This is a genomic window from Planktotalea arctica, assembly GCF_002105285.1.
In the GTDB taxonomy this organism is placed as follows: Bacteria; Pseudomonadota; Alphaproteobacteria; order Rhodobacterales; family Rhodobacteraceae; genus Planktotalea; species Planktotalea arctica.
The window spans coordinates 157,780-182,442 of record NZ_MUHR01000001.1 but is presented as its reverse complement, the minus strand read 5'-3'; the positions used below and the strand labels follow the sequence as shown (position 1 = coordinate 182,442).

The 24,663-nt window shown below is 57.6% G+C and carries 28 protein-coding genes; 17 read left to right on the top strand and 11 right to left on the bottom strand.

The window, feature by feature from the left end:
* Positions 1-129 precede the first annotated feature (129 nt).
* The 4 genes from B9P63_RS00935 to B9P63_RS00920 all read left to right on the top strand — a co-directional run bounded on the left by B9P63_RS00935 (position 130) and on the right by B9P63_RS00920 (position 2,579).
* On the top strand, positions 130-417 hold the full coding sequence (locus tag B9P63_RS00935) for an HU family DNA-binding protein (RefSeq protein ID WP_085307037.1): 288 nt from the start codon (positions 130-132) through the stop codon (positions 415-417).
* Positions 418-489: 72 nt separating this feature from the next.
* Entirely contained in the window at positions 490-1,365 is an 876-nt protein-coding gene (locus tag B9P63_RS00930; protein WP_085306672.1) for a DMT family transporter, read from the top strand.
* Positions 1,366-1,423: 58 nt separating this feature from the next.
* Positions 1,424-2,137 (top strand): cytochrome c biogenesis CcdA family protein, encoded by a 714-nt coding sequence (locus tag B9P63_RS00925; RefSeq protein WP_085306671.1) that lies wholly within the window; start codon positions 1,424-1,426, stop codon positions 2,135-2,137.
* A 25-nt stretch (positions 2,138-2,162) separates the two neighbouring features.
* The gene (locus B9P63_RS00920) at positions 2,163-2,579 is read left to right on the top strand and encodes a thioredoxin family protein (RefSeq protein ID WP_085306670.1); all 417 of its coding nucleotides are present in this window, start codon (positions 2,163-2,165) and stop codon (positions 2,577-2,579) included.
* Here the strand turns inward: B9P63_RS00920 and B9P63_RS00915 are convergent.
* Complete coding sequence (locus B9P63_RS00915) at positions 2,576-3,574, bottom strand: asparaginase (RefSeq protein ID WP_085306669.1); 999 nt, start codon at positions 3,572-3,574, stop codon at positions 2,576-2,578. The genes B9P63_RS00920 and B9P63_RS00915 overlap by 4 nt on opposite strands.
* A gap of 172 nt (positions 3,575-3,746) precedes the next feature.
* On the opposite strand from B9P63_RS00915, the gene B9P63_RS00910 reads away from it, so the two are divergent.
* The 3 genes from B9P63_RS00910 to B9P63_RS00900 all read left to right on the top strand — a co-directional run bounded on the left by B9P63_RS00910 (position 3,747) and on the right by B9P63_RS00900 (position 5,915).
* On the top strand, positions 3,747-4,274 hold the full coding sequence (locus B9P63_RS00910) for an invasion associated locus B family protein (protein WP_085306668.1): 528 nt from the start codon (positions 3,747-3,749) through the stop codon (positions 4,272-4,274).
* Positions 4,275-4,383: 109 nt separating this feature from the next.
* The gene (rlmN, locus tag B9P63_RS00905; protein ID WP_085306667.1) at positions 4,384-5,559 is read left to right on the top strand and encodes a dual-specificity RNA methyltransferase RlmN; all 1,176 of its coding nucleotides are present in this window, start codon (positions 4,384-4,386) and stop codon (positions 5,557-5,559) included.
* 134 nt (positions 5,560-5,693) lie between these two features.
* The gene (locus B9P63_RS00900) at positions 5,694-5,915 is read left to right on the top strand and encodes a hypothetical protein (protein ID WP_085306666.1); all 222 of its coding nucleotides are present in this window, start codon (positions 5,694-5,696) and stop codon (positions 5,913-5,915) included.
* On the opposite strand, the gene B9P63_RS00895 is transcribed toward B9P63_RS00900, so the two are convergent.
* Positions 5,891-6,520 (bottom strand): TetR/AcrR family transcriptional regulator, encoded by a 630-nt coding sequence (locus B9P63_RS00895; protein WP_085307036.1) that lies wholly within the window; start codon positions 6,518-6,520, stop codon positions 5,891-5,893. The two genes, B9P63_RS00900 and B9P63_RS00895, sit on opposite strands and share 25 nt — an antisense overlap.
* Before the next feature lie 116 nt (positions 6,521-6,636).
* On the opposite strand from B9P63_RS00895, the gene mbfA reads away from it, so the two are divergent.
* The 6 genes from mbfA (at position 6,637) to B9P63_RS00865 (ending at position 11,450) form a co-directional block, all read left to right on the top strand.
* Positions 6,637-7,611, top strand: coding sequence for an iron exporter MbfA (gene mbfA / locus B9P63_RS00890; RefSeq protein WP_085306665.1), 975 nt, complete (start codon positions 6,637-6,639; stop codon positions 7,609-7,611).
* Between the two features lie 73 nt (positions 7,612-7,684).
* Positions 7,685-8,623 carry an AEC family transporter gene (locus tag B9P63_RS00885; RefSeq protein ID WP_085306664.1) on the top strand — a complete coding sequence of 313 codons (939 nt, stop codon included), beginning with the start codon at positions 7,685-7,687 and terminating at the stop codon, positions 8,621-8,623.
* A 22-nt stretch (positions 8,624-8,645) separates the two neighbouring features.
* Entirely contained in the window at positions 8,646-9,476 is an 831-nt protein-coding gene (fghA, locus tag B9P63_RS00880) for an S-formylglutathione hydrolase (RefSeq protein WP_085307035.1), read from the top strand.
* Positions 9,473-9,931: a YaiI/YqxD family protein gene (locus B9P63_RS00875; protein WP_085306663.1), complete on the top strand. Its 459-nt coding sequence runs from the start codon at positions 9,473-9,475 to the stop codon at positions 9,929-9,931. Before fghA ends, B9P63_RS00875 begins: the two co-directional genes overlap by 4 nt.
* Positions 9,928-10,548: an HAD family hydrolase gene (locus B9P63_RS00870; RefSeq protein ID WP_085306662.1), complete on the top strand. Its 621-nt coding sequence runs from the start codon at positions 9,928-9,930 to the stop codon at positions 10,546-10,548. Before B9P63_RS00875 ends, B9P63_RS00870 begins: the two co-directional genes overlap by 4 nt.
* On the top strand, positions 10,545-11,450 hold the full coding sequence (locus B9P63_RS00865) for an ornithine cyclodeaminase family protein (RefSeq protein ID WP_085306661.1): 906 nt from the start codon (positions 10,545-10,547) through the stop codon (positions 11,448-11,450). The genes B9P63_RS00870 and B9P63_RS00865 overlap by 4 nt, the downstream gene beginning before the upstream one ends.
* Positions 11,451-11,501: 51 nt before the next feature.
* Here B9P63_RS00865 and B9P63_RS00860 read toward each other — a convergent pair whose 3' ends face one another.
* Complete coding sequence (locus B9P63_RS00860) at positions 11,502-12,743, bottom strand: MFS transporter (protein WP_085307034.1); 1,242 nt, start codon at positions 12,741-12,743, stop codon at positions 11,502-11,504.
* Between the two features lie 103 nt (positions 12,744-12,846).
* On the opposite strand from B9P63_RS00860, the gene zapE reads away from it, so the two are divergent.
* Positions 12,847-13,905 (top strand): cell division protein ZapE, encoded by a 1,059-nt coding sequence (gene zapE / locus B9P63_RS00855; protein ID WP_085306660.1) that lies wholly within the window; start codon positions 12,847-12,849, stop codon positions 13,903-13,905.
* A gap of 12 nt (positions 13,906-13,917) precedes the next feature.
* On the opposite strand, the gene B9P63_RS00850 is transcribed toward zapE, so the two are convergent.
* From B9P63_RS00850 to B9P63_RS00815, 8 genes are all read right to left on the bottom strand, one after another.
* Positions 13,918-14,520 carry a pyridoxamine 5'-phosphate oxidase family protein gene (locus B9P63_RS00850; RefSeq protein WP_085307033.1) on the bottom strand — a complete coding sequence of 201 codons (603 nt, stop codon included), beginning with the start codon at positions 14,518-14,520 and terminating at the stop codon, positions 13,918-13,920.
* Between the two features lie 134 nt (positions 14,521-14,654).
* Positions 14,655-15,407 (bottom strand): LysM peptidoglycan-binding domain-containing protein, encoded by a 753-nt coding sequence (locus tag B9P63_RS00845; protein ID WP_085306659.1) that lies wholly within the window; start codon positions 15,405-15,407, stop codon positions 14,655-14,657.
* 12 nt (positions 15,408-15,419) lie between these two features.
* Positions 15,420-15,833 carry a rhodanese-like domain-containing protein gene (locus B9P63_RS00840; protein WP_245830516.1) on the bottom strand — a complete coding sequence of 138 codons (414 nt, stop codon included), beginning with the start codon at positions 15,831-15,833 and terminating at the stop codon, positions 15,420-15,422.
* A gap of 581 nt (positions 15,834-16,414) precedes the next feature.
* Positions 16,415-17,188, bottom strand: coding sequence for a LysM peptidoglycan-binding domain-containing protein (locus B9P63_RS00835; RefSeq protein WP_085306657.1), 774 nt, complete (start codon positions 17,186-17,188; stop codon positions 16,415-16,417).
* A 10-nt stretch (positions 17,189-17,198) separates the two neighbouring features.
* On the bottom strand, positions 17,199-17,828 hold the full coding sequence (locus B9P63_RS00830; RefSeq protein WP_176219071.1) for a rhodanese-like domain-containing protein: 630 nt from the start codon (positions 17,826-17,828) through the stop codon (positions 17,199-17,201).
* 129 nt (positions 17,829-17,957) lie between these two features.
* On the bottom strand, positions 17,958-19,202 hold the full coding sequence (locus B9P63_RS00825) for a bifunctional folylpolyglutamate synthase/dihydrofolate synthase (RefSeq protein ID WP_085306655.1): 1,245 nt from the start codon (positions 19,200-19,202) through the stop codon (positions 17,958-17,960).
* Between the two features lie 32 nt (positions 19,203-19,234).
* Positions 19,235-20,170, bottom strand: coding sequence for an acetyl-CoA carboxylase, carboxyltransferase subunit beta (gene accD / locus B9P63_RS00820; RefSeq protein WP_085306654.1), 936 nt, complete (start codon positions 20,168-20,170; stop codon positions 19,235-19,237).
* A 62-nt stretch (positions 20,171-20,232) separates the two neighbouring features.
* Entirely contained in the window at positions 20,233-21,144 is a 912-nt protein-coding gene (locus tag B9P63_RS00815) for a CPBP family intramembrane glutamic endopeptidase (protein ID WP_085306653.1), read from the bottom strand.
* 106 nt (positions 21,145-21,250) lie between these two features.
* Here B9P63_RS00815 and ilvD point away from each other — a divergent pair, with 106 nt between their 5' ends.
* The 3 genes from ilvD to B9P63_RS00800 are packed head-to-tail and all read left to right on the top strand — an operon-like array spanning position 21,251 to position 24,622.
* A complete protein-coding gene (gene ilvD / locus B9P63_RS00810) occupies positions 21,251-23,008 on the top strand; it encodes a dihydroxy-acid dehydratase (protein ID WP_085306652.1) in 1,758 nt (585 codons plus the stop codon).
* Positions 22,989-23,798 (top strand): hypothetical protein, encoded by an 810-nt coding sequence (locus B9P63_RS00805; protein ID WP_085306651.1) that lies wholly within the window; start codon positions 22,989-22,991, stop codon positions 23,796-23,798. Before ilvD ends, B9P63_RS00805 begins: the two co-directional genes overlap by 20 nt.
* 50 nt (positions 23,799-23,848) lie before the next feature.
* Positions 23,849-24,622, top strand: coding sequence for a DUF6478 family protein (locus B9P63_RS00800; RefSeq protein ID WP_085306650.1), 774 nt, complete (start codon positions 23,849-23,851; stop codon positions 24,620-24,622).
* Positions 24,623-24,663 lie beyond the last annotated feature (41 nt).

Here is a 24,663-nt window from a genome sequence, read left to right as displayed (position 1 = left end):
TGCGGAAACTCGCCAAAACACCTGATTTTTCCAATTTTTTGCGCCACTATCCGTTGTGCTCAGGATCAAGATACCGTTACATACCGCCTTAGAGGCCCAATATGCGGGCAGTAAAGGGAGACCATGAACATGGCAAAACCGATGACAAAAACTCAACTGGTCGCTGCACTCGCTGATGAGATGGGCGCAGACAAGAAAGCTGCCGGCGCAGCGCTTGACGCAGTATGTGCGCTGATCACCCGCGAAGTTTCCGGCGGCGGCGCGGTCACACTCCCAGGCGTCGGCAAAATCTACTGCCGTGAGCGTCCTGAGCGTATGGTCCGCAACCCAGCAACGGGCGAGCAGATCAAGAAAGAAGCGGACAAGGTCGTTAAAATGACAATTGCCAAAGCGTTGAAGGACAGCGTGAACGGCTAATCTTGCTCTTGCAATGATTTTCGGAAAGGGTCGCTCTGATTGAGCGGCCCTTTTCACTTTGGAGACGAGACGATGGATATTCGCGCAATGCTGATGGGACTGGCTTTTGCCCTAATGTGGTCGAGTGCCTTCACCTCTGCTCGTATCATCGTGCAGGACGCGCCGCCATTGGCATCGCTTAGCTTGCGGTTTTTCCTGTCCGGGCTTATCGGCGTCGCCATCGCACGCGCGCTTGGGCAGCATTGGAACCTGACGCGGGCGCAGTGGCGCGCAGTCTTCGTGTTCGGCCTGTGCCAGAACGCGCTTTATCTGGGCTTGAACTTCGTCGCGATGCAAACTGTAGAAGCCTCTCTTGCCTCTATCATCGCTTCGAGCATGCCGCTCATCGTGGCTGGCGCGGGCTGGCTGTTTCTCAAGGATCGCCTGCCAACCCAAGGCGTGATCGGCCTGGTGCTTGGCGTGGTTGGCGTGGTGATCATCATGGGTGCACGCTTTGGCGGCGAGGCCAGCATTTTGGGCATGGCGCTTTGCGTCGCAGGTGCGCTTGCGCTTGCCGTGGCAACACTAACGATGCGCGGGGCGTCCTCGGGGGGCAATCTGTTGATGATCGTCGGCCTGCAAATGTTCGTCGGCGCAATCATCCTCGGCGTCGTCTCCGCAGCGAGCGAAACGCTGACCTATACGCCATCGCTAAAACTCACACTGGCCTTCGCCTATACAACGTTGGTGCCGGGCCTGCTTGCCACTTTCGTATGGTTCAGCCTCGTCGAGCGCATCGGCGCTGTGCGCGCTTCGACTTTTCATTTTCTCAATCCGTTCTTCGGTGTGGCCATTGCGGCGCTGCTACTAGGCGAAGCGCTCGGAATCATGGATGTGATCGGTGTCACCGTCATCACCATTGGCATCCTTCTTGTGCAGCTTTCGAAACAAAAACCCACGGGGAGTTGAACGCGCGGCAGTGCTTCTTGGGGTGACAGGGGCGATCAAAGCGCTCTAACTCGCTTCTATGGAACTCGTCTTTGCATATGGCGCGGGGCTTTTGACCCTGATCAACCCCTGCGTTCTGCCGGTGCTGCCCATCGTTCTGGCGACAGCTTTGCAAGCAAGCCGCTGGGGTCCCCTCGCCCTCGCCGCGGGAATGAGCCTGTCTTTTGTCGTGCTCGGCGTCGCCGTCACCGCCTTTGGCCGCGCAATCGGGCTGAACGCAGACAGCATCGCACAGGCAGGCGCAATCCTCATGGTGCTGTTCGGTATCGTTCTATTGGTGCCACGTGCCTCTGCCGTATTTTCCACCGCGACCGCGGGGGTCGCTGCGCGCGCCGACAGCGGTATCGACGAAATCGACACCGGTTCCGTCAGCGGGCAATTCGTCGGCGGCATGCTGCTTGGCGCGGTCTGGTCCCCCTGCGTCGGCCCCACACTTGGCGGTGCGATTTCGCTGGCCAGCCAAGGCGAGAGCCTGCTGCGCGCAACGTTCATCATGATCTTCTTCGCACTTGGCGTTTCCTCGATCATCCTCGCCCTTGGCTATGGTGCGCGATCCGCCTTGCAAAAGCGCCAAGCGGCGATGCGCCGCCTTGCCGTCTCTGCGCGCCCGCTGCTCGGGGCAATCTTTATCGCAGTGGGCCTCATGCTGTTCTTCAAATGGCACTACGTCATTGAAAGCTGGCTCCTCGACATCATGCCGATCTGGCTACAAGACCTATCCGTCGTACTATAAGTCCAACCTTCAAGGGAGCTTACACATGAACCGCAGAACTATGATCCTATCCGGCGCAGCCACACTGGCGTTGCCAGCATTGCCAGCCTTTGCAGCGCCACTCGATTACACGCCGGGCCTGCTCAAGGAACGTATCGAGGCGGGCGACACCGTGTTTCTGGATTTCAAGGCAAGCTGGTGTGGCACCTGCCGTGCGCAGGAACGCGTGTTGACAAGCCTCAAGCAACAAAACCCCGCCTACGACGAAAACATCACCTTCATCAACGTCGATTGGGACACCTACGGCACGTCGCAAATGGCGGAGCGCATGAAGATACCGCGCCGCTCGACGCTTGTCGTTCTAAAGGGCAAGGAAGAGATCGGCCGCATCGTCGCAGATACTTCCGAGCGCAGCATCAAGAAACTGATGGACGCCGCGCTCAGCGCTGCGACAAGCGCTTAAGCCACAAGGCCGCGTGCGGGCCGGATATACCCCGTGAGCGTCCCACACCGATTGATGATCGGGGCGTTCATGCGTTTCAGCGTCGTGGGATGATCCGCGTCTAGAACACCAAGGCGCACTAAAAGGGCCGCGATCGCGCATTCCGCGCCGCGCGTCGTGCCATCCGCAACCTTGAGCGCGATGCCCATCTGCTTTTCGGGAACGATCGCGACAAAGAATGCCTCCGCACCAGTCTTGATCGCGACCTTATGGTTCATCGCGCGCATCAATTCCGTGCAGGCGCGGGTTTCGCCGGCCACCAATTCAGGATGCAGCGCCATCGCCTCGCGCAGGCGCACCGCCGCCGTGCTGACACTGTCGGAGCGCGTGTGAGCAGAGGCGAAAAACCCCATCGCGCGCGCCATTCCATGCAGTGTCGTTGCGTAATTGGGGGCAGAGCAGCCATCGATCCCATAGCCCGGGGAAGTCAGTTGCGTGGCATCCTCAAAAGCGTCAAGGCAGGCCTTTTGCACAGCATGAGACGGATCAATGTACTCCGGCCCCGCCTTCAAATGTTTGCCCAACGTCAGGAACCCTGCATGTTTGCCAGAGCAATTATTGTGAATCTGGCACGGGCTGGTGTCGGTCTTGATCATCTGCATCCTTGCCGGCAAATCGTCAGGCAATTGCGGACCGCAGCGCAGATCGCTCTCGCCAAGGCCCAGATCATCCAGCCACCGCGTCACACGCTGCGTGTGAATCGCTGCGCCTTGGTGCGACGCACAAGCCAAGGCCAATTGTTCGGTGCCAAGGCCCGCCGCGTCTGCGGCTCCCGAAGTGATCAAGGGAAGCGCTTGCAACATCTTGGAGGAGGAACGCGGCAACACCACTTGATCAGGATTGCCCCAGGCCTGCACGATCTGGCCAGCGCCATCGCAAATGACCGCATGACCCAAATGCAGACTTTCCAGAAACTCTCCACGCCAGATTTCAGCCAAAGGGACGGGTCCGGTCATACTGCTCTCCTAAATTTGAACGGCGAAAAAATGCCAAGCGGGCATTCACCTGTGGTGGATTTCAGGCTAGTGTGGTTTTGTCGAGAAGAAAATGCCGCGCGCGAGAACAGTCGGTTACAGACATATGCGCACGGACCGAGATTGAGGCTAAGGACAGCTGGAGGCTGGACAGATGAATTCATGGATCACGCGCATAGGGTTTGCGGCAGCGTTGACCTTTGCGGCTAGTACTGCCTTTGCTCAGACACCGAGCACAAATCGCGTCGGCGCGAACACGGATTGGAGCGTTTTTGTTGAAGCTAGCCCCAAGGAATGCTGGAGCGTGTCCTCACCCAAGGAAACCGTCAACACACGCGGTGGACGCGTCGTGGCGGTGCGCCGCGGGGATATTCTGCTCTTTGTCTTCAATCGCCCCGACTCTGGCGTGTCTGGGCAAGTGACATTCACCGGCGGCTATCCCTTTGCCAGCGGATCGACCGTCAACATGAATGTGAACGGTGCAGAATTTGAACTATTCACAGACGGCGAATGGGCTTGGCCCGCAACGTCCGCCGATGATGCCAAGATCATCACAGCGATGAAGCGCGGCAGCAGCGCCGTTCTGACCGCTCGCTCCGGACGCGGCACAGAGACGAAGGACACCTTCTCGTTGCTGGGGTTCACCGCCTCCGTCGAAGAATCCGAGAAGCGCTGCCAGTAAGCACTGCCCTTTCCTGATTTGCAGAACGTCGCACTGGATGGTGCGGCGTCTTTCAATTTCGGGCGAATCCGGTGTATAGGCAAGCCAACCCACTTAAAGGCGTAAACCCATGACGGCATCTGCTCCGATCGCGCAAGATTTTCTTACCATTCCGCGCAAAATGCCGGAAGGCTTGACCAACCTCGTCGGTTTGACCCGAGAGGGCATGCGTCTGGCCTTGATCGACGCCGGAACGCCGGAAAAGCAGGCCAAGATGCGCGTCGGCCAGATTTGGCAGTGGATCTATCAGTGGGGCAAGCGCGACTTTGAGGAGATGACCAACCTCTCCAAGGCTTTCCGCCTTGAATTAGCTGAGAAATTCGTGATCGCCGTGCCCGAAGTCGTGACGCGTCAAGTCTCCGAAGACGGCACGCGCAAGTACCTCGTGAAGATCGCGGGCGGCCATGAGGTTGAGGTGGTGTATATTCCCGAAGAGGGACGCGGCACGCTTTGCGTCTCGTCCCAAGTCGGCTGCACATTGACCTGCTCCTTCTGCCACACAGGCACACAAAAACTGGTGCGCAACCTGACCGCAGGCGAGATTATCGGCCAAGTCATGATCGCACGCGACGACCTTGACGAGTGGCCAGAGCAAGGCGCACCCAAGGATGAAACCCGCCTTTTGAGCAATATCGTGCTCATGGGCATGGGCGAACCACTCTATAATTTCGAGAACGTGCGCGATGCGATGAAGATCGCAATGGACCCCGAGGGCATCCAGCTTTCGCGCCGCCGCATCACGCTATCCACGTCTGGCGTTGTGCCGGAAATTGCGCGCACGGCACAGGAAATCGGCTGCCAACTTGCGATCAGTTTTCACGCGACCACCGACGAGGTGCGCGACAAACTGGTTCCAATCAACAAACGCTGGAATATCGAAGTTCTCGTTGAGGCCCTGCGCGCCTACCCACGCGTGTCCAATTCAGAACGCATCACCTTTGAATACGTGATGCTGGACGGCGTGAACGATAGTGAAGAAGATGCGCACCGCCTCGTGAAACTGATCGAAGGCATCCCCGCAAAAATCAATCTGATCCCCTTTAACGAATGGCCCGGCGCACCTTATAAACGCTCGTCCGGTAATCGCATCCACCGCTTTGCCGATATTATCTACAAGGCCGGCTATGCGTCGCCCATTCGCAAACCGCGCGGCGAGGATATTATGGCAGCTTGCGGCCAACTGAAATCCGCAACAGAGCGCGCGCGCAAATCGCGCAAGCAGATCGCAGCGGACGCCGGGCTTTAATCCTTTCTAAAGTTTCGACTGATAGACGAGTGCCTAAGCGTTTCCCTTTGGCATGATAATGCCCCGTTTCGGGACAGACTTTGCCATATTCAGGGTCCAGCGTAAGCCAAACCAACCCGATTGAAAGGCAGGCTATGATCTATCATTTTTCAAACTCCATCATCGCGCGTCAGGCCTTGGCGCTGATCGGTCCCGAATTGCAGCACGCGACCTGCGGTACGGATTTGCAACAGCGGCTGGTGCGGCTTGGCTACAATTACCGCGACACACCGCGCGGACGCATGTTGACGACCATGCCGCACGGCGTGGACGTCACGCCGATGCCTGCGCTTTACGCTGCGCCGTTAACGCCGTAGCGCGCCAGAAAGGTCGAAACGGCGGCATCGATGACGCGGCTTAGCTCCTCCGCCGCAAAGCTCGTTTGCACGCCGAATAGAATTTTCGCAAAAACGTCGGCTTTGCACAACTCGGCGAACTGATCTGCAGCCATTGTCACATCGGCAATATCCAACTCGCCGCGCGCTGTAGCCGCTTCCAAATATTCGCTAAGTTTTTGACGTACCACAAGCGGGCCACTTTCGTAGAAGGCCTCTCCAAGCTCGGGAAACCGCTCTGCCTCGCTGATGCACATGCGAAACATGCGCTGACCGAAATCCGACGTCATAAAGCCGAGCAGATGCCGCGCTGCACCGCGCAGCACGACCGCAGGCTTCGCACCCTGATCGATTTGCTGCATCGCCAGATCTGCTTGCAGCGCGCATTCGCTTTGAACAACGACGATAAACAGGCTCTCTTTATCGGGGAAATAGCTATAAAGCGTGGCTTTCGACACGCCGCTCGCCTTAGCGACGTGATCCATATTCGCCGCATCGAAGCCTTCGGCCAGAAACACCTCGCGCGCGCCTTGCAACGCCTGATCGAATTTTCGCCCTTTGCGAATGTTGGTATTTTGCAAGTTCATCATGCGCTCCTGAGATCGATCAATGCTAGCGTTTGTGGCACAGGCGAAGCAAGCCACCTTGCCCTTCCAGGCAAGAGTTTCTATATTTAGAATTGTTCTAAATAGGTGACTCTCATATGCGCTTTTTATATCAACGCCGCCGGTTCCGCGATCTGTCAGAGCAAGACATCCTTGCCCTCGCCATTTCCTCCGAAGAGGACGACGCACGCATCTACCGCTCCTACGCGGAAATTCTGCGTAAGGATTTTCCAGCCAGCGCCGTCGTTTTTGACGAAATGGCGGTTGAAGAGGACGGTCACCGTCAACGCCTGATCGAATTGCACCGCAACCGTTTCGGCGATGTGATCCCGCTGATCCGCCGCGAACATGTTGCTGGCTATTACGCACGCCGCCCCGTCTGGCTGGTGAAGAACCTCACGCTCGAGCGGATTCGCCTTGAAGCGGAAAACATGGAGCGCGACGCCGAGCGGTTCTATCTCGAAGCCGCCAAGCGCTGCACCGATGCCTCCACGCGCAAACTTCTGGGTGATCTGGCTGCCGCCGAAGCGGGACATCAAACCTATGCCCAAGAGCTTGAGGAAAAGCACCTCGACGATGACACAGAGGCAAGTGAGGAGCGCGCAGCGAAACGCCAGTTCCTGCTCACTTGGATACAGCCCGGACTTGCGGGCCTCATGGACGGCTCGGTTTCGACGCTCGCTCCAATCTTTGCGACGGCGTTCGCCACGCAGAACACCTGGACAACCTTTCTCGTCGGAGTCGCCGCCTCTGTCGGCGCAGGCATTTCGATGGGCTTTACAGAAGCAGCCAGCGATGACGGGCAATTGTCCGGGCGTGGATCGCCGATCAAACGGGGCATTTCATCGGGCGTGATGACCACTGTGGGCGGCCTTGGCCACGCGCTGCCCTATCTCATCACCGATTTCTGGACCGCCACGGTGATCGCCATCATCGTCGTTTTCATCGAGTTATGGGCAATCGCATGGATTCAGAACAAATACATGGAAACGCCGTTCTTTCGCGCTGCGTTTCAGGTTGTTCTGGGCGGCGCTTTGGTCCTTGCCGCGGGCGTGTTGATCGGTAGCGGCTAGGTGCGCAATTTCGCTTTTATAAAGCACGCTTGCGCCTTGCCCAGCCGATCCCGCCGCGCTACCCCTATGTGCGATGCTGGATATCTTCCTTCAAACGCTGCCGTTCTTCGCGGTCATTGCTCTGGGCTACGGCGCGGGACGCACGGGATTTTTCACCCCCGAAGCGACAGCCTATCTAACGAAATTCGTCTTCTACTTCGCGCTATCGGCAATGCTATTCCGTTTTTCCGCGAACCTGTCCTTGGCGGATATCTGGGACGGGCGTTTGGTGGCCGCTTATCTGTGGGGCACGGCCTTTGTCTATGGCATCGCTACCATCGTCGCGCTGCTGCGCAATCAAGGCATCAAGACCACCGCCATCGAAGCGCAATGCGCCGCTATCGGCAATACCGGCTTTTTGGGCGTGCCCATGTTGGTGCTGCTGCTCGGAGAGCAGGCAATCGGCCCTGTCATGCTGGTGCTGGCGATTGATCTTGTGGTCTTTTCCAGCCTGATCGTCATCTTGATGTCCATCGCAAAAGACGGCCGCTTCGAGCCTGCGGTTTTCAAGACTATCGGCATTGGACTCGTTAAAAATCCGATGATCGCTTCCATCGTTCTAGGCCTGTCGTGGTCCGCCACGGGCGTAGCCCTGCCCACGCCTGTCAACGGGTTCGTCACACTTTTGGGCGCCGCCGCCACGCCCGGCGCGCTCTTTGCGATCGGCGCATCGCTTGCTGGTAAATCCACTGAGCGGATCGAAGTCGCCGTGTGGCTCTCGTTTTGCAAACTCGTCCTGCATCCCGCACTGGTCGCGGTGGCCGCAATCTGGCTGTTCCCACTCGATCCCTATTCCGCAGGCGTGATCATCGCCGCCGCCGCATTGCCAGTGGCAGGAAATGTCTACATGCTTGCGCAGCACTACGGCGCAGCGCCGCAACGTGTGTCGGCCGCCATTCTCGTTTCGACCGCAATCAGCATTGTCACCGTGTCCTTGGTGATCGGCTGGGTCAGCGGATTTCAACCCCTTTAAGGAGCCTGCCCCCATGAGCACCATGTCCCCCGTTTCCGAGAATGCCTGTTTTGGCGGCACCCAAGGCGTTTACACCCATAATTCCGAGGTCTGCGGCGGCGATATGACCTTCGGTTTGTTCATGCCTGCCGAGGCCGAACATGGCCCGGTACCCGTGCTCTGGTTCCTCTCTGGCCTGACCTGCACACATGAAAATGCCATGGTCAAAGCCGGTGCGCAGAACTGGGCCGCCGAGCAAGGCATCGCGATGGTTTTCCCCGACACCTCCCCGCGCGGGGAGGGCGTCGCCAATGACGAGGCTTATGATCTGGGCCAAGGGGCTGGTTTCTACGTCGACGCGACAGAGGCACCTTGGGCACCGCATTTCAAGATGTGGAGCTATATCGCCGATGAACTTCCCACGCTGATCGAGGATCAATTCGAGGTGGATATGGAGCGCCAAGGCATCATGGGGCATTCCATGGGCGGTCACGGCGCGCTGACGCTCGCGATGAACCTTGAAGGGCGTTTCCGCTCTGTTTCCGCGCTTGCGCCGATCTGCAATCCCACCGCTTCGGATTGGGGCCGCAAGCAGCTTGGCGCTTATCTGGGCCGCGATGAAAGCACATGGACCAAGCATGACGCGGCGCTCTTGATGAAGGAAAAGGGATTTGACGGGCCGATGTTGATCGACACGGGCACCAAGGATCAGTTCCTCGATCTGCTCAAGCCCGAAACCTTGGCACAGGCCGCTGCGAAACGTCGCCAAAACATGAATTTCCGCATGCAGCCCGGTTATGATCACAGCTATTTCTTCATCTCGACCTTCATGGAAGATCATGTGACGTTCCACGCCGAAGCGCTCTACGCGTGAGCGTTTACCTCGATGCCGATGCCTGCCCGGTCAAGGCTGAGGCAGAGAAAGTGGCAACGCGCCACGGCACGACGATGTATGTCGTCTCGAATGGTGGCTTGCGCCCCTCGCCCAACCCTTTGGTGGAGAATATCATCGTCGATGCCGGCCCTGACGTGGCCGACATGTGGATCGCGGATCGCTGCGGTCCGGGCGATGTAGTGGTCACAGGCGACATCCCCTTAGCCGCAAAATGCGTCGAGGCCGGCGCAGAAGTGTTGCAGCACAACGGAGATCGTTTCACGACCGCCAACATCGGGCAAAGGCTAGCGATGCGTGATTTGATGTCGGACCTGCGCGAAGCAAATCCACTGGGTGCTGGTGGCGGGGGGAAACCCTTCTCTAAAGCAGACAAATCCCGCTTCTTGGATTCGCTTGAACGCGCATTAAGAGCTGCTAAAGGAAAAGGCGCATGAGCGTTGATGCTGTTGTTTTCGACATCGGCAACGTGCTGATCGAATGGCAGCCAGAGCGCTATTATGACCGCGTGATAGGCGAGGCACGCCGCCGGGTGATGTTTGATACCGTCGATTTGCATGCGATGAATGACCGTGTTGATCGCGGTGAGAATTTTCGGGATGTGATCTATGAAACGGCAGATCGCTACCCAGACTTTCGTAGCGAAATCCGCCAATGGCATGACAATTGGATTGAAATGGCCAGCCCTGCAATCCCCCTTTCCGTGCGCTTACTGCGCCAACTGCGATCGAAAGGCGTGCCTGTTTTCGCATTAACCAATTTCGGCGTCGAAAGTTTCGCCTATGCCCAAACCAAATACGATTTTCTAAGCGAATTTGATCGCTCTTACGTTTCCGGCCATATGAAAGTGATCAAGCCCGGCGCGGGTATCTATGCGCAGCTTGAGGCCGATTGCGACGTTGCGCCTGAACGCTTGCTCTTTGCCGATGATCGGGCCGATAACATCGAGGCCGCCGCGGCGCGCGGCTGGCAAACCCATCTATTCGAGGGACCGCAAGGCTGGGCCAAGCGCTTGGTCAAGGCGGGGCTACTGAGCGAGGAAGACGCGACATGAGTATTCAGATCGGTTTTGACGATGGCGAGGCGAACCTCGATTGGATCGGGCTGACAGAGGCGCTTAGACAAGGGCACACACTGCCCAAAGCGGAGATCGCCGATACCTTCCTTTATCGCGGCAAGGACACGCTCTTGAACCGCTCGGCGTGGATCGACGGGCTTGGCCTTGCCGTCAAATGCGCCACCGTGTTTCCTGGCAATCCGAGCGCGGGCGTGCCGATGATCAACGGCGCTGTGTCCTTGTTTGACGACGCACACGGGCGGCTTGAAGCAATCATCGATTTTCATCTGATCACCAAATGGAAAACCGCTGGCGATAGCTTGCTGGGCGCTTTGCGGCTAGCCCGCCCCGAGAGCCGCAAAGTTTTGATCATCGGCTCCGGCACCGTCGCGCGCTCTTTGCATGATGCCTATAGCGCTGGTTTCGGGGATGCTGAGTTCACCGTCTGGAGCAGAACCCGTGCGAACGCAGATGCGTTTGCGCAAGATCGTGAGGCAACGGTTGCCAATGATTTGGAAGCGGCGGTGCGCGACGCTGACATCATAACCAGCGCCACGATGAGCACTACTCCTGTGATTAAGGGCGAATGGCTGCAATCGGGTCAACACGTCGATCTGATCGGTGCATACCGCCCAGACATGCGCGAGGCAGATGACGTCGCTCTCCAGCGCGCGCGCGTGTTCGTGGACAGTTTCGATACGACCATCGGGCATATCGGCGAAGTGCAAATCCCGCTTGAGAGCGGCGCGATCGAGCGGTCCGATTTGATAGCGGATTATTACTCAGAAGATGGCTTCGAGCGTCACTCAAATGACGAGATCACACTTTTCAAAAACGGCGGAGGCGCCCATTTGGACCTGATGGTAAGCCGATATGTTCTGGGGCGCTACACAGGCTGAGGCTGGGGGCCAGCCCCCAGACCCCCGAGGTATTTCAAGACCGAAGAAGCACTATGCCGCGAGGGGGCGTTCCAAGGGGCGTTCTTTTATCGGCAGATGGATGATTGCGCTGAATGCACCCACGCCGACACCGACCCACCAAACAGCGGTATAGCTGCCATAGATGTCATACATGCGGCCTCCGAGCCACACGCCGAGGAAGCTGCCGAGTTGGTGGCTAAAGAAGACGATGCCGTAGAGCGTACCCATATAGCGAAGACCGTAGATATGCGCGACGAGACCCGAGGTGAGCGGTACAGTGGCGAGCCAGAGCGAGCCCATCGCGACCGAAAAGACGATGACAGAGGTGGGCGTGATGGGAAGCATGATGAAGATCGCAGCGATAATCGTGCGTCCTGTGTAAATGCCCGCGAGCAGGTATTTCTTGGAGTAGCGATTGCCCAGCCATCCTGCGAAAAGCGTGCCGCCGATGTTGGCCGCGCCGATAAGCGCGATTGCGAGCGCGCCCAGCGCGGAGGTGGTCGTGATACCAGCCGCATGCAGCGCACCGCCCGGCAAGATCGGGCCACACATCTCGGTCACGAAGGCGGGAAAATGCGCGGTGATGAAAGCAAGTTGATAACCGCAGCTGAAAAACCCCAGAAAGATCATCGTATAGGTCGGATCTTTGAACGCACCGCGCAGAGCCGCGCCCATGCTTTGCTCAAGTTCCGCGCGGCCAGCGGTTTGCGGTGCGCGCATGAACGGCAGCAACATCAGTACCGCGAGGATCGCGGCTGCAAAAATGATGAAAACGTTTTGCCATGGCATCATCGAGAGGAGAAATTCCGCAGTCGGCGCGCCGACAATCTGGCCTGCGCTACCAGCCGCGGTGGCGATCGCAAGCGACATGGAGCGGTTCGCATCAGAGCTTGCGCGCCCGACAACCGCAAGAATGACTCCGAAGCCCGTACCGGCAATCCCAAAGCCCACAAGGATTTCGAGCATTTGATGCGCTTCTGGCGTGACGGCAAACGACGACAGCACCAGCCCTGCCGCATAGATGAACGCGCCAATAATAATGGCTTTACGATCACCGATCTTTTCCGCCAAAGCGCCAAAAATGGGTTGGCCGACCCCCCAAGCGAGGTTCTGGATCGCAATTGCAAGCGAGAATTCGGAACGCATCCAGTTGAATTCAGCCGCGATGGGGATTTGAAACACGCCGAACGAGGCACGGATCGCGAAATTCACAAGAATGATAACGCAGCCGACGAACAGCACAGGCGTGAACAGGGAGCTTTGCGTTTTCATCTTGGGGCTTTCATTTCGATCTGCGCGCGACGTTACGCCTTTTCCCGAAGCGGTCAATCGCTTGCCCTCTTTTCGCAAGGTACCATCCACGTTAGAGGGAGATATGAAATCCCTTTCCGACATTTACGCGACGCGCGTTGCAAGTGGCGAGTTGATCGCTGACCCCGTGCAGGAACGGGCGCTAGAGCGGCTGGAGCGCATTCGCGCAGCGCTGGCCGTGCCTGCGAAAAGAAGTCTGTTTCGCAAAGCGCCCCCCCCACCCAAAGGGCTTTACCTTTGGGGCGGCGTGGGGCGCGGCAAGTCGATGTTGATGGACCTGTTCGTCGATGCCAGTCCCGTGCCCGCAAGGCGTGTGCATTTTCATGCCTTCATGCAGGAGATCCACGCGGGCCTGCACAAAGCGCGCAAGGACGGCGTCGAAGATGCGCTGGAGCCTGTCGCAAAAGCGGTGATCACAGAAGTTAAATTGCTCGCCTTCGACGAAATGCAGATCACCGACATAACCGATGCGATGATCGTCGGGCGGTTGTTCCAAATGCTGATGGACGGGGGCGTGGTGATCGTGACAACATCGAACCGCATCCCAGACGATCTTTATAAAAACGGGCTGAACCGCCAGTTATTCCTGCCGTTCATCGCGTTGCTCAAAGAGCGAATGGAGATCGCAGAGCTGGCCAGCCCCACGGACTATCGACAGGATCGCCTGTCAGGATCGCCCAGCTACTTTACACCCATCGGCGCAGAAGCGCGCGCGCAGATCGAAGATGTGTGGCAACGCCTTACCCATGGCAAGGCCAAGCCTCATGATCTGACCGTGAAGGGGCGCACTGTGACGCTGCCCGGCTTTCACAATGGCGTGGCGCGCGCGCGTTTCTTCGATCTGTGCGGCGCGCCGCTTGGACCTGCGGATTACCTGACCATCGCCGACGCGGCGCGCGTGCTGGTGCTCGAGGACATCCCACGCCTCAGCCGCAACAATTTCAACGAAGCCAAGCGTTTCGTGACGTTGGTAGACGCACTTTATGAGGCAAAGGTGCAGCTGATTGCCTCTGCCGCAGCCGCCCCTGAAATGCTATATGTCGAGGGCGAGGGCACTTTCGAGTTCGAGCGCACCGCAAGCCGCCTGCGCGAAATGCAAAGCGCGGATTGGGGCAAAGGATAACGCCCTACCACCCTACCACATGCGTGCTTTGGCGTGCTCCGGATAGCCCGCGTCATAGGCTTGACCGTCGAACATGGCGTCACTTTCCTTGATGAAATCACCAGCAGTGGGCAGTTTGATATCACCCTGCGCACCGTCCCAAAGCCGCGAGCGCATGAGGGCTTTCGCGCATTGGAAATACATCTCGCCGATCGTGACTATGATGACCGAGCGGGGCAGTTTGCCGTTCTTTTCGAACCGAGCCAGTAGCGCCGCGTCCGCGCTGACCACGCCCGCGCCGTTCACACGCACCACATTGGTGCTGGACGGCACCATGAACATCAGGCTGACCCGCGCGTCGCGCACTATATTGCGCAGGCTGTCGATGCGATTGTTGCCAAACCAATCAGGCAGAAGCAGCGTCTTGTCATCGCCAATTTCAACCACTTGCCCGTCATCGCCGCGCGGGCTGCCGTCGGTGCCCTCGGGGCCAACCGTGGAAAGGACGACGAAACGCGCAGCTTCGATCCAGGTGCGGTAATGCGGGGTCATCTTCGTGGTGACTTTGTTCAGCGAACGCGGAACAGCATCGCCGTAGATCGCTTCCATTTCTTCGATGGTCGTAATCGCGCCCATGCTCTGTCCCTTTTCAAAAATCTTGCTCACTCTTCTTTAAGGGCGCCTTGGCCGCAAAGCAAAAAAAAGGGACTACAAAGAGCCCCTTCAAAGTTTGTGCCTGTATTTTGTCCCGTTTTCCGAACGCCGCTCGATCAGGCGTTGGTCATCGGAGGGATCTTTAGTTTTTGTCCGATACGAATTTTGTCTGGGCTTTCCAGAACAGTTCGGTTTGCTTCGTAGATCAACTGATAATCAATGGTCCGGCCATAATAGCGCACCGAGAGTTTCATCAGACTGTCACCCTGTTTGACGATATGGATCGTGTCGTCAAAGCCAGGGGTCTTTTGTGTACCAGAACTCATGAATGCGGTGGCGTCCGCCATAGCTTTAGATTGTTTGCGCGCGCTTGCGATCCAGCGTGTTTTCACGCCCGAAGTGCTGCGTGCAGCTCCAATCATTGCCAAGCGGTCGAATTCTTCTGTGCCGTACTTCGCTTCTCGCAAAAGAGCGTTAAGAAACGCATTATCTCCGACAGCGCCCATTGATTGCGACACCAGCGACGCAAGGCGATGTTGTCCAGTCTTTGCCGCGCTCGGTGACTGCGTCCTTAGGTTTGCCAAGGCGCTCGAGGTTAGTGTGCGCATGTCGCTCTTTGCAGGTGACATTGCCTGTTTCGAAAGGTTCGCGTCAGTGGCGTGCTGCAAATTTTGAAGCGCCACAAGCTGCAGATTTCCAGCAGGTGCGTCGCGACCAGAGAGAGCATCCGCACGCCTTGCCAGCATCGTGTCCGAGCTATTGCGCGTGACATCGAAACCCACCGACGCGCTACGCTCGCCGGGTTGCAACAACAACAAGCCAATGATGGACAGCAAGAATACTCCGATGAATGCAAATACGCGGATCATTTCTTTGTCTCCCTAGCCAGCAGAGTTCGTTGTCGTGAGGCCCAAAAGCAGCCAATTTTGCATGCCCCCACGATAAAAATTCAGTTTTTCGTGCGGATATCCTACTTGCAAAAGCGCTGCGACCGCGCGCGTTGTCTGCTCGCACCAAGGCCCGTTGCAGAACAGGGTCAGCGTAAAGACGTTAGCAAAATCCCAAGCTCCGCTACTGTCATTCGCGCCAAGCGCGCGCAAAATTTCATCGCGAAACGGGTTGTTGCTCTCAAGCGTGGAAAACGGCAGGTTCACCGCGCCCGGAATCGAGCCTTTTTCGTACCACTCAGGAAGCCGCGTATCGATCAGCAAACCCGTACCCTCGGCAACATCATTTTGCAGGAAACCGATCACTTCCAATTCACCGTATGTCGTGACACCTGGGGCAACAGACATCGGTTGAATGCAGAACGGCGGACAGGGCCGCGAGGTTTTGGTAAACTCTGACGTTAGTCGGCTCGTCTGGTTTTGATTACGCTCTATGGTAATTTCGGAACCATTTAAATTTATCGAAACTCTATCTAGGTCCTGCGTGATACGCACGTCCTGCGCCATTGCACCGGACGCGGCAACACATGCAACAAGACAGGCTGTACCAATGTATTGCTTCATACCGTCTTCCCCCAAAGACTGTTCACGTAAAACTTGATGCTGGCAGGCACCGCATAATCCGTCTGGAGACAAGCTATAGGCGAATCGATTCGACTCAGTCAACATTTGGTGATTCTCGCAGCTCACCTGCACAGATATAGATTCTTGCAGAGCGAGCGCCCGCCGAGGGAAGCCCAACCCAGATACAACAACCACACGAAATTAGACAACCCTTTGATGCGACTCCGGAAATCACCGCAGCAATCGCATGGCTCATGCCGCCTCGCAGAGGTGCCGGGCATCGCACAAGGTAGACACAAACCTGATCGTAAAAAAATTGGAAATGCTGAAAAATTCAATTTTAGGGTGAAGCCGGGGGCAAAACCTTAGCGCAAACCGTAGTGAAGCACCTGCCCGATGCGCAAAGCGTTGGGGTTTTCACGCAAGACCGGATTGTCCGACAACAGCCGATCCGTCGCGAGAGCAGAGCCGTAGAGTTTGATCGCGATCAATGCCAACGTATCGCCCGGAGCAACGATATAGCTTTGCACCGCAGCAGTTCGCACGGCTGCATCGCGCGGCTTCGGCACCACGCGCGATGTAAGAGCCGCGCTTTGCTGTTGCACTGGCATCTCGTTTCCGACTTTGACCATGGAGCGGCGCACGATCGAGTTGAGCAGGCTGCCCTCTTGACCCGGCGCTTTCGCCGCGCGACCCAAACCGTTCAATGCACTGAGTGTTTGCCAGCTCATGTCGCGCAATTCCGGTGCGACCCTATAAACGGGCACCACGTCTACAGGGTCTGCTTGCCTTTGCAATTCACTCCCTTGCGTCGGCGCATCAGCCGTCCCGAGGGAGGCGTTCAACACCGCTTGCAAACGTTGCAGCGATCCAGACGTATCACCTTGCGGCGGCTCATCGCTTGCGCGGGCACGTTCGGGCTGGGCTGCCGCTTTTAACTTGGCAATAATTTCGTCCGGCGCTTGCAGCGCAGGCACTTGGCGCGGCTCTTGCTGCACGCGCATGTCGTTGCGCGAAGCCTCATGTAACGCATCACCGTTCGGTTGATACGCGTAGTCCGGACGGGGGCCTGGCTGAAGAAAAATAACCAAGACAGTCGCCAAGGCAAAGAATGAGAAAATTGCGATACTGCGCATCATGACCTGTTACTCACTTTGAAACTGTTAACCCAAAAATATGCCACAACTGTAAACCGCCGCGATAATATAGAATTTTTTGTGCAGGATAGCCCGCCTCTAGCAAAAGCTGTACAGCTTCGCGTGCTGTTGGAGACCAAGGACCGTCGTCGAAAACTAAAAGATCAAAGGCCCCGGAAAAATCCATTTGTCCGATCGTTCCTTTAGCGCCAAGCGCCAGGAGCAGGTCTTCACGATAGGGATTATTCGACACAAGCGTCGCTGCCGGCACAGAGATCGCACCGGGAATGGAGCCTTGCTGAAATTCGTCCGGCAAGCGCGCGTCCACCAAAAGCCCCGCCCCCGAGCTCACGCTGCTCTGCATGAAACCGAAAACATCAAGCTCCGTCAGCGTCTGAACCCCTGGCGCAGCAACGCCCGGTTCGATGCAATGAGGGGGGCAGGCCCGCGCAGTTTCAGAGTATGCGCGCGGCAGACCAGCTTCGCCGTTTTGCCCACGCCGGATGCTGAAAGCCTGCCCGCCAAATTCGAATTCGACACTCGCTTGACCAGCAATTATATCGGCTTTCGCCGCTTGCACGTTAAAAGCGAGCGAAGAAAAAGCCGCCACTGCGGCAAGCGCAACTGCACTTTTAAAAGACATAGATTTACTCATACCTGCTCGAAACGTTTATCCGTTTTCGTTAAGAACAGGTTAAGCGCCGTGCGTGCTTAGGTCAATATGGTATTGAAGTTGTAATTCTTGCAGAAATATTCGTGCTTAAGGAGAATTCTAGCTTTGAACGTTGCTGCGCAGCACATGTCCTGCAAGATAAAGTGATCCACAGATCAAAACCCGCGCATGCGGAGCATTGACGATGATCGCCTCCAAGGCTTGATCGACAGTTTCCGCTTCGCTCGCTCGGATGCCAACATTGCGCGCGGCATCGGCGGTGACACCGCTAGGTAGCGTGTTTACCTCGCCCGGAATGCTCACTGCGCTCAGATGCGTCACATGCGGTGCAAGCGGGCGCATGTAGCCGCCGACATCCTTAGTATTGAGCATGCCACAAATCAGATGGGTTTCGCGTTCGGGCAACGCCGCGAGCAGATCAGCGATCGCTTGCGCCGCAGAGGCATTATGCCCACCGTCAAGCCACAGTTCTACATTCGGGGCGCTTTGCGCCAAAGGTCCACTTTTGAGCCGCTGCATGCGCGCGGGCCATGTAGCATCGGTCATCGCAGCGGCGCAGGCCGCCTCATCAAAGCCCAGCACGCGCAAACCGGCAATCGCAGCACCTGCGTTTTGCACCTGATGCGCCCCGAGCAAGGCAGGCATCGGTAAATCAAGCAGACCTGTTTCGTCCTGAAAAATCAGGCGCTCGCGCTCGACGCTCACATGCCAATGCTGTCCGAAGACGTGCAAAGGTGCGCCAAGACGTGCCGCTTTCGCCTCGATCACCTCAAGCGCGCTATCCTCTTGTGGTCCAACAATGCACGGCACGCCGCGCTTGATGATGCCCGCCTTTTCGCCTGCAATCTCCGGCAGGGTCTCGCCAAGGAATTGTTGATGATCAAGAGAAACCGGCGTGATCACCGTCAGCGCGGGTGCATCAATCACATTGGTCGCATCCACGCGCCCGCCAAGCCCGACCTCAAGCAAGGTATAATCCGCCTTTTGACGCGCAAAGGCGAGGAAAGCGGCACAGGTCGTGATTTCGAAATAGGTAATGCTCTCGCCGCCATTGGCAGCATAGCATTCGTCCAGAATTTCCGTCAGATACTCTTCAGAAATCAAGTCCCCCGCGACGCGGATCCGCTCGTGAAAGCGCGCAAGATGCGGCGAGGTATAGGCGTGAACCGCCTTGCCCGCGCCCTCTAGCCCGGCGCGCATCATCGCTTGCGTGCTGCCCTTGCCGTTGGTGCCGGCGATATGGATCACAGGCGGCAGCTTGAGCTCAGGATGATCCAACGCAGCCAGCAAGCGCTCCGCGCGGTCCAGCACAAGATCTATGACCTTGGGGTGCAGCTTCATCATCCGCTCTAGGATGGCGTCCGATTTGACGGCGTTCACGCTTTAGCGCCCTCACTGGCCCCTACGGGCGGTGCCAGTTCCGGATGCTCCGGTGGTTTGGGCAAGTCCCCCATCACAGGCGGCGGCATGTGCATAAGCATACGGATGATGGACACCAATTCGTCCTTCATTTCCGTGCGCTTGGTCACGCGGTCAAGCATGCCATGCTCCAGCAGATATTCAGCGCGCTGAAAGCCCTCCGGCAGTTTTTCGCCAATGGTCTGCGCAATAACGCGCGGACCCGCAAAACAAATAAGCGCGTTCGGCTCGGCGATGTGAACATCGCCCAGCATCGCATAAGAGGCCGTGACCCCGCCCGTCGTGGGGTGGGTCAAAACGACGATGTAGGGTAGTCCTGCCTCTTTCAGCATTTGCACGGCAACGGTGGTGCGCGGCATTTGCATCAGGCTCAGAATGCCCTCCTGCATCCGCGCGCCGCCCGCAGCAGAGAACAAAACCAAAGGCTTCCCCGTCGCAACCGCACGCTCTGCAGCGGCAATAATCGCATTACCTACATACATGCCCATGGAACCAGCCATGAAGGAGAAATCCTGACAGGCGGCAATGATCGGCGTGCGGCCAATCTCGCCCTCGGCGACAAGCATCGCTTCCTTCTCCCCAGTTGCCTTTTGCGCCGCTTTCATCCGGTCAGGATATTTTTTCTGATCACGAAACTGAAGCGGGTCGGCAACGGGTTCAGGTACGCTAACCTCGGTGAAGATGCCGCCATCAAAAAGCGCAGTAAAGCGGTCACGCGGCGAAATCGCCATGTGATGATCACACGCCGTGCAGACGTTCTGATTGTTGCTGAGTTCGCGGTGAAACAGCATCGTGCCACATTCATCACACTTGGACCAAAGGTTCTCCGGCGTCTCGCGGCGCGAGAAAATCGAGTTGATCCGGGGGCGGACGTAGTTAGAGATCCAGTTCATCGCAGACCCTTTCCTGCGTTAGTCTTTGATAGCCAGATAAAGACCCTTGGCACCAATTGCAATCAACGGCGCAGAGCAAGGCGTGCAGCAAGCCAACTGACCAGCATCACCGCGAAGTCGACTGGCAGATATGCACGTACCGCCGCCTCATCTGCCGCAGAGAAACCGTATTTGTATAACGCCAGCCCCGACATTTCCCCCTGCGGCGCGATAAGCAGCAGCGCCGAGATGTTGGTGACGAAGTGAAGCGCAATCGCAGGGCCAAGCGTGCCCGAGCGCGCCGTCAAATCCGCTGCGAGCACGCCAAACAGCCCCGCCCAGATCACAACGAGCCACGCATTGCTGCCGTAGGTCTGCGGCGCGTAATGCGCGAGGCCGAACAATGCGGAGGGCACCAAGAGCCAGACCAAAGGGCTTGCGAAACGCGCCGCAAGTTGTTGCTGAATATACCCGCGAAACAGCACCTCTTCCGCGCTGGTCTGGATAAACAGCGCAATAAGCGCAGGGGCCAGCAAGGCAAGCCAACGACCCAAGGGCAAGCCATCTTTCAGCAGGGGATCATAACGGTAGGGCGGCAGCACCAGCAATGCCGCCATCAGCAATAGCAATGCAACAACAACGAATTTCGCCTGCATCCACGCAATCGTCGGGGGACCGATCAGCGTTTCTGGCCGGCGGCGATGCAGCATCACGGTGATCACCGCAATGCCAAGCCAAATCAGCCCAAAGGACGAAAGCATCAACAAAAGGCTTTGCGGCAATAGCATCGTTTCAAAATCGTCATAGAGCACGCGATAGGACTCGTCGCTCAGCACTAAATACAGAATCTGCCAGATCAGCGGCGCACAGGTCCACACGAACCCAATGGCAAACACCAGCCCAAGGACCAAACGCCACACCTCTGCCGTATCGCGCGCCGGGGCGACGAAACGTGCATGAGCAGTGTAATCAAAGGCGAAAATGGTCTTCAACATCCCGTCTTCTTAGGCCTGCTCTTGACTGCATGCCAGTGGCTTTGCGACTTGCGGCTATGCCCCCGCTCATTTATTCACGTTTCAACGTATTTCCCGGGAGCCAGCCATGACCAAATTCGACAAAAGCAAACTGCCTAGCCGCCATGTGACTGAAGGGCCGTCGCGCGCGCCGCACCGCTCGTATTATTACGCGATGGGCATGACCGAGACAGAGATCCATCAACCCCTCATCGGCGTGGCGACCTGCTGGAACGAAGCGGCTCCCTGCAACATCTCTTTGAACCGTCAGGCGCAGTCCGCAAAGATGGGCGTCAAAGCGGCCTTCGGCACGCCGCGCGAATTTACGACGATCACCGTCACAGATGGCCTCGCAATGGGCCATGAGGGCATGCGCTCCTCGCTCGCTTCTCGCGAAGCGATTGCAGACACGGTCGAGCTTACAATGCGCGGTCACTGCTATGACGCTCTGGTTGGCCTTGCCGGCTGTGACAAATCCCTGCCCGGCATGATGATGGCGATGATCCGTCTCAACGTGCCGTCCGTCTTTGTCTACGGCGGCTCGATCCTTCCAGGCCGCGCGCCAGAAGGTGCCAAAGTTCCGGCGGAATACGCGGATCGCGATCTGACTGTGCAGGACATGTTCGAAGCGGTGGGCCATCAGCAAAACGGCACCATGACCGAAGCAGAGCTTGAAATTCTTGAGCGCGTTGCGTGTCCCTCGGCGGGCGCTTGCGGCGGTCAGTTTACGGCCAACACCATGGCCTGCGTTTCTGAGGCAATTGGTCTCGCCCTGCTGAACTCCTCCGGTGCACCCGCGCCCTTCGAGAGCCGCGATGAATATTCCAAGGCCTCCGGCATCGCCGTGATGAACCTGATCGAGAAGAACATCCGTGCGCGGGATATCTGCACGCGCGAAGCCTTCGAAAACGCCGCGCGCGTCGTTGCCTGCACGGGCGGCTCGACGAACGCGGGTCTGCACCTGCCTGCCATGGCACATGAGGCGGGCATTGATTTCTTCCTTGAGGACGTCTGCGATATCTTCCGCGACACGCCCTATTTCGTCGATCTCAAGCCGGGCGGTCAGTACGTTGCCAAGGACCTCTACGAGGCAGGCGGCGTTCCTGTTGTTCTGAATGAGCTGCGCCGTGCAGGCCTGCTACACGAAGATTGCATGACCGCAACAGGCTATTCACTTGGCGAAGAACTCGACAAGCACACGCTCAAGGCCGATGGCCGCGTGGTTTATCCAATCGAAACACCCCTGACGAAAACCGGCGGCGTTGTTGGCCTCAAGGGCAATCTCGCCCCTGAAGGTGCGATCGTCAAAGTCGCAGGCATGGAAGCGCAACACCAGCGTTTCGTCGGCCCGGCGCGCATTTTCGAGTGCGAGCAGGACGCGTTCGAAGCGGTCCAGAACCGCACCTATAACGAGGGCGATGTGTTCGTCATTCGCAACGAGGGCCCTGCAGGCGGCCCCGGCATGCGCGAAATGCTGGCAACGACCGCTGCACTTTCGGGTCAAGGCATGGGCAAGAAGGTCGCGCTTATCACCGATGGTCGTTTCTCTGGTGCGACGCGCGGATTCTGCGTTGGCCATGTTGGCCCCGAAGCGGCACACGGCGGCCCCATCGCTTTGTTGCAGGAAGGTGATCTGATCACGCTCGACGCGGTCAAGGGCGAATTGAGCGTCAACATCTCGGATGAAGACATGGCCGAGCGCCGCACCAACTGGAAAGGCCCGCGCGAGACGATCTATGCCTCTGGTGCTCTGTGGAAATATGCGAATCAGGTCGGTGAAATTTACAAAGGTGCCGTGACGCACCCCGGCGGTAAGGCTGAAAAACATGAGTATTGGGATCTGTGATCTCGGCATTGGCAAAGCCCGACGTTTGGGCTTTGCATTGCTTTGTGGCGCATCGTTAAGCGCATGTTCAAACGAAGGCGGCGCAGGGTTTTCCTTTGCGCCGACCTCTTCTCCCGGATCAGGTGAGGGCGCGCAGAGCGGGCCAGCCGTGCCAAAATCCACGCGCACGACCCTTGCGCGCGGCACCATCACACTCAAAGCACCCAAGGGCTATTGCATCGACGACACGTCGGTCAGCAACGGGTTGCAGGGTAGCTCCGCGATGCTGGCCAAATGTTCTTCGCTTGATGGCAAGGGTGCGGGCGCGGATGCAGCGGTGATGAGCGTATCCGTGTCGCCGCGTCGCGGCGAGGGCGCATTATTGCCAAGCACCAACGATCTCGCGCAAGCAGCATCGCCGCGATCCATTTTGCAGCTCAAGCAAAAGGGCGATCTGGCTTTGGTTCAAGTCGGCACTGGCGGCTCTAACGTTTTTTCGGCGGCGGGTCCGGTCCATTGGCGTGGCGCGACTGCGCTTGATACACGCCTCGTTCTGCTGGGTCTTTTTGCACCCGAAGGCTCGCAGCTCAGCGGCGACAAGGGCGCTGCGCTCTTGGCCTCGCTCGCACGCGGACTTTCCGCAACCCGCGGCTCGCTTTTCAGCCTTGGCGTCGATGGTGCGGATGAAGAGCCGAAGCAGGCACGTGCAAATCAACCTGAGAGTGCGTCCGAAATTCCTGCGACCGACACGGTTGAGGCAAAGAAAAAAGGTGCCTCCAGCGTCATTGGCCGTTTGTTAAACCGCTCTTAATTTGATTAAAGTACAAAAAAGAGCAGCCAACAAATAGGTAACAGAGTACCATGTCAGTGGAACGACCGTCATTGCTGGGCAAGCTATTGTTCAAGCGCTCCCTGCGCCGTTGGGCGCGGATCGCGGATGCTGCCAAGTCGACGCACCTATCGACTTTGCGCAAGCAACGCAGCAATGCGCGGCAACTATTGGTCCATTTAAACCGGTTTGTGCATATTGCCGACAATCGGTTGGCCCTGCCCGTCATCGGCAGTCAGGCCATTCAGCAATCCCATGACGCAGACTGGTCCTGGCGCCCCGAAGCCTGGACAGGACCACTTCCTATTCAAGGGATGGCGTCGGTGCCAAGCAAGTCGATGCTGGGCCATGAGCTATCCTTGCACCATGATTGCGAATTGTCCGAGCTGTCCTTGCGCCAATTGCGCAACACTCGCGTAGCTGATTTGGCACCCTACGGACTGCGCATGGATGTTTTCCGCTTCGATGGATCGTTTTTGTCCTTGGTGATCGACTTTCCCGAAGCCAGCGTCAATGGCTTGCGCCGCAAACACCTGATCCGCCTCGAGCCGATTATCGAAATGGAAAAACCGCTAGAAATTTTCGCTCGCCTTAACATCAAGCACGGTCCGAATACCGAGCAGGTCGTGCGCGAGCTACCTTTGAGTGACAAGGTGCCGATGGTCGAATTTGATCTTGCCTACACCAAACTAAACGAAAAACGCGTTGATAGCATGTGGCTCGATCTGATCTTCGAGGGCCCACAGATGAACCAAGTGACCTTGCGCGATCTGACCCTAAGCCGCAGACCGCGCGCCGAAGTATGATCAAGCCCACCGCAATCCCACTTCACAGCAAGGAAAGAGCA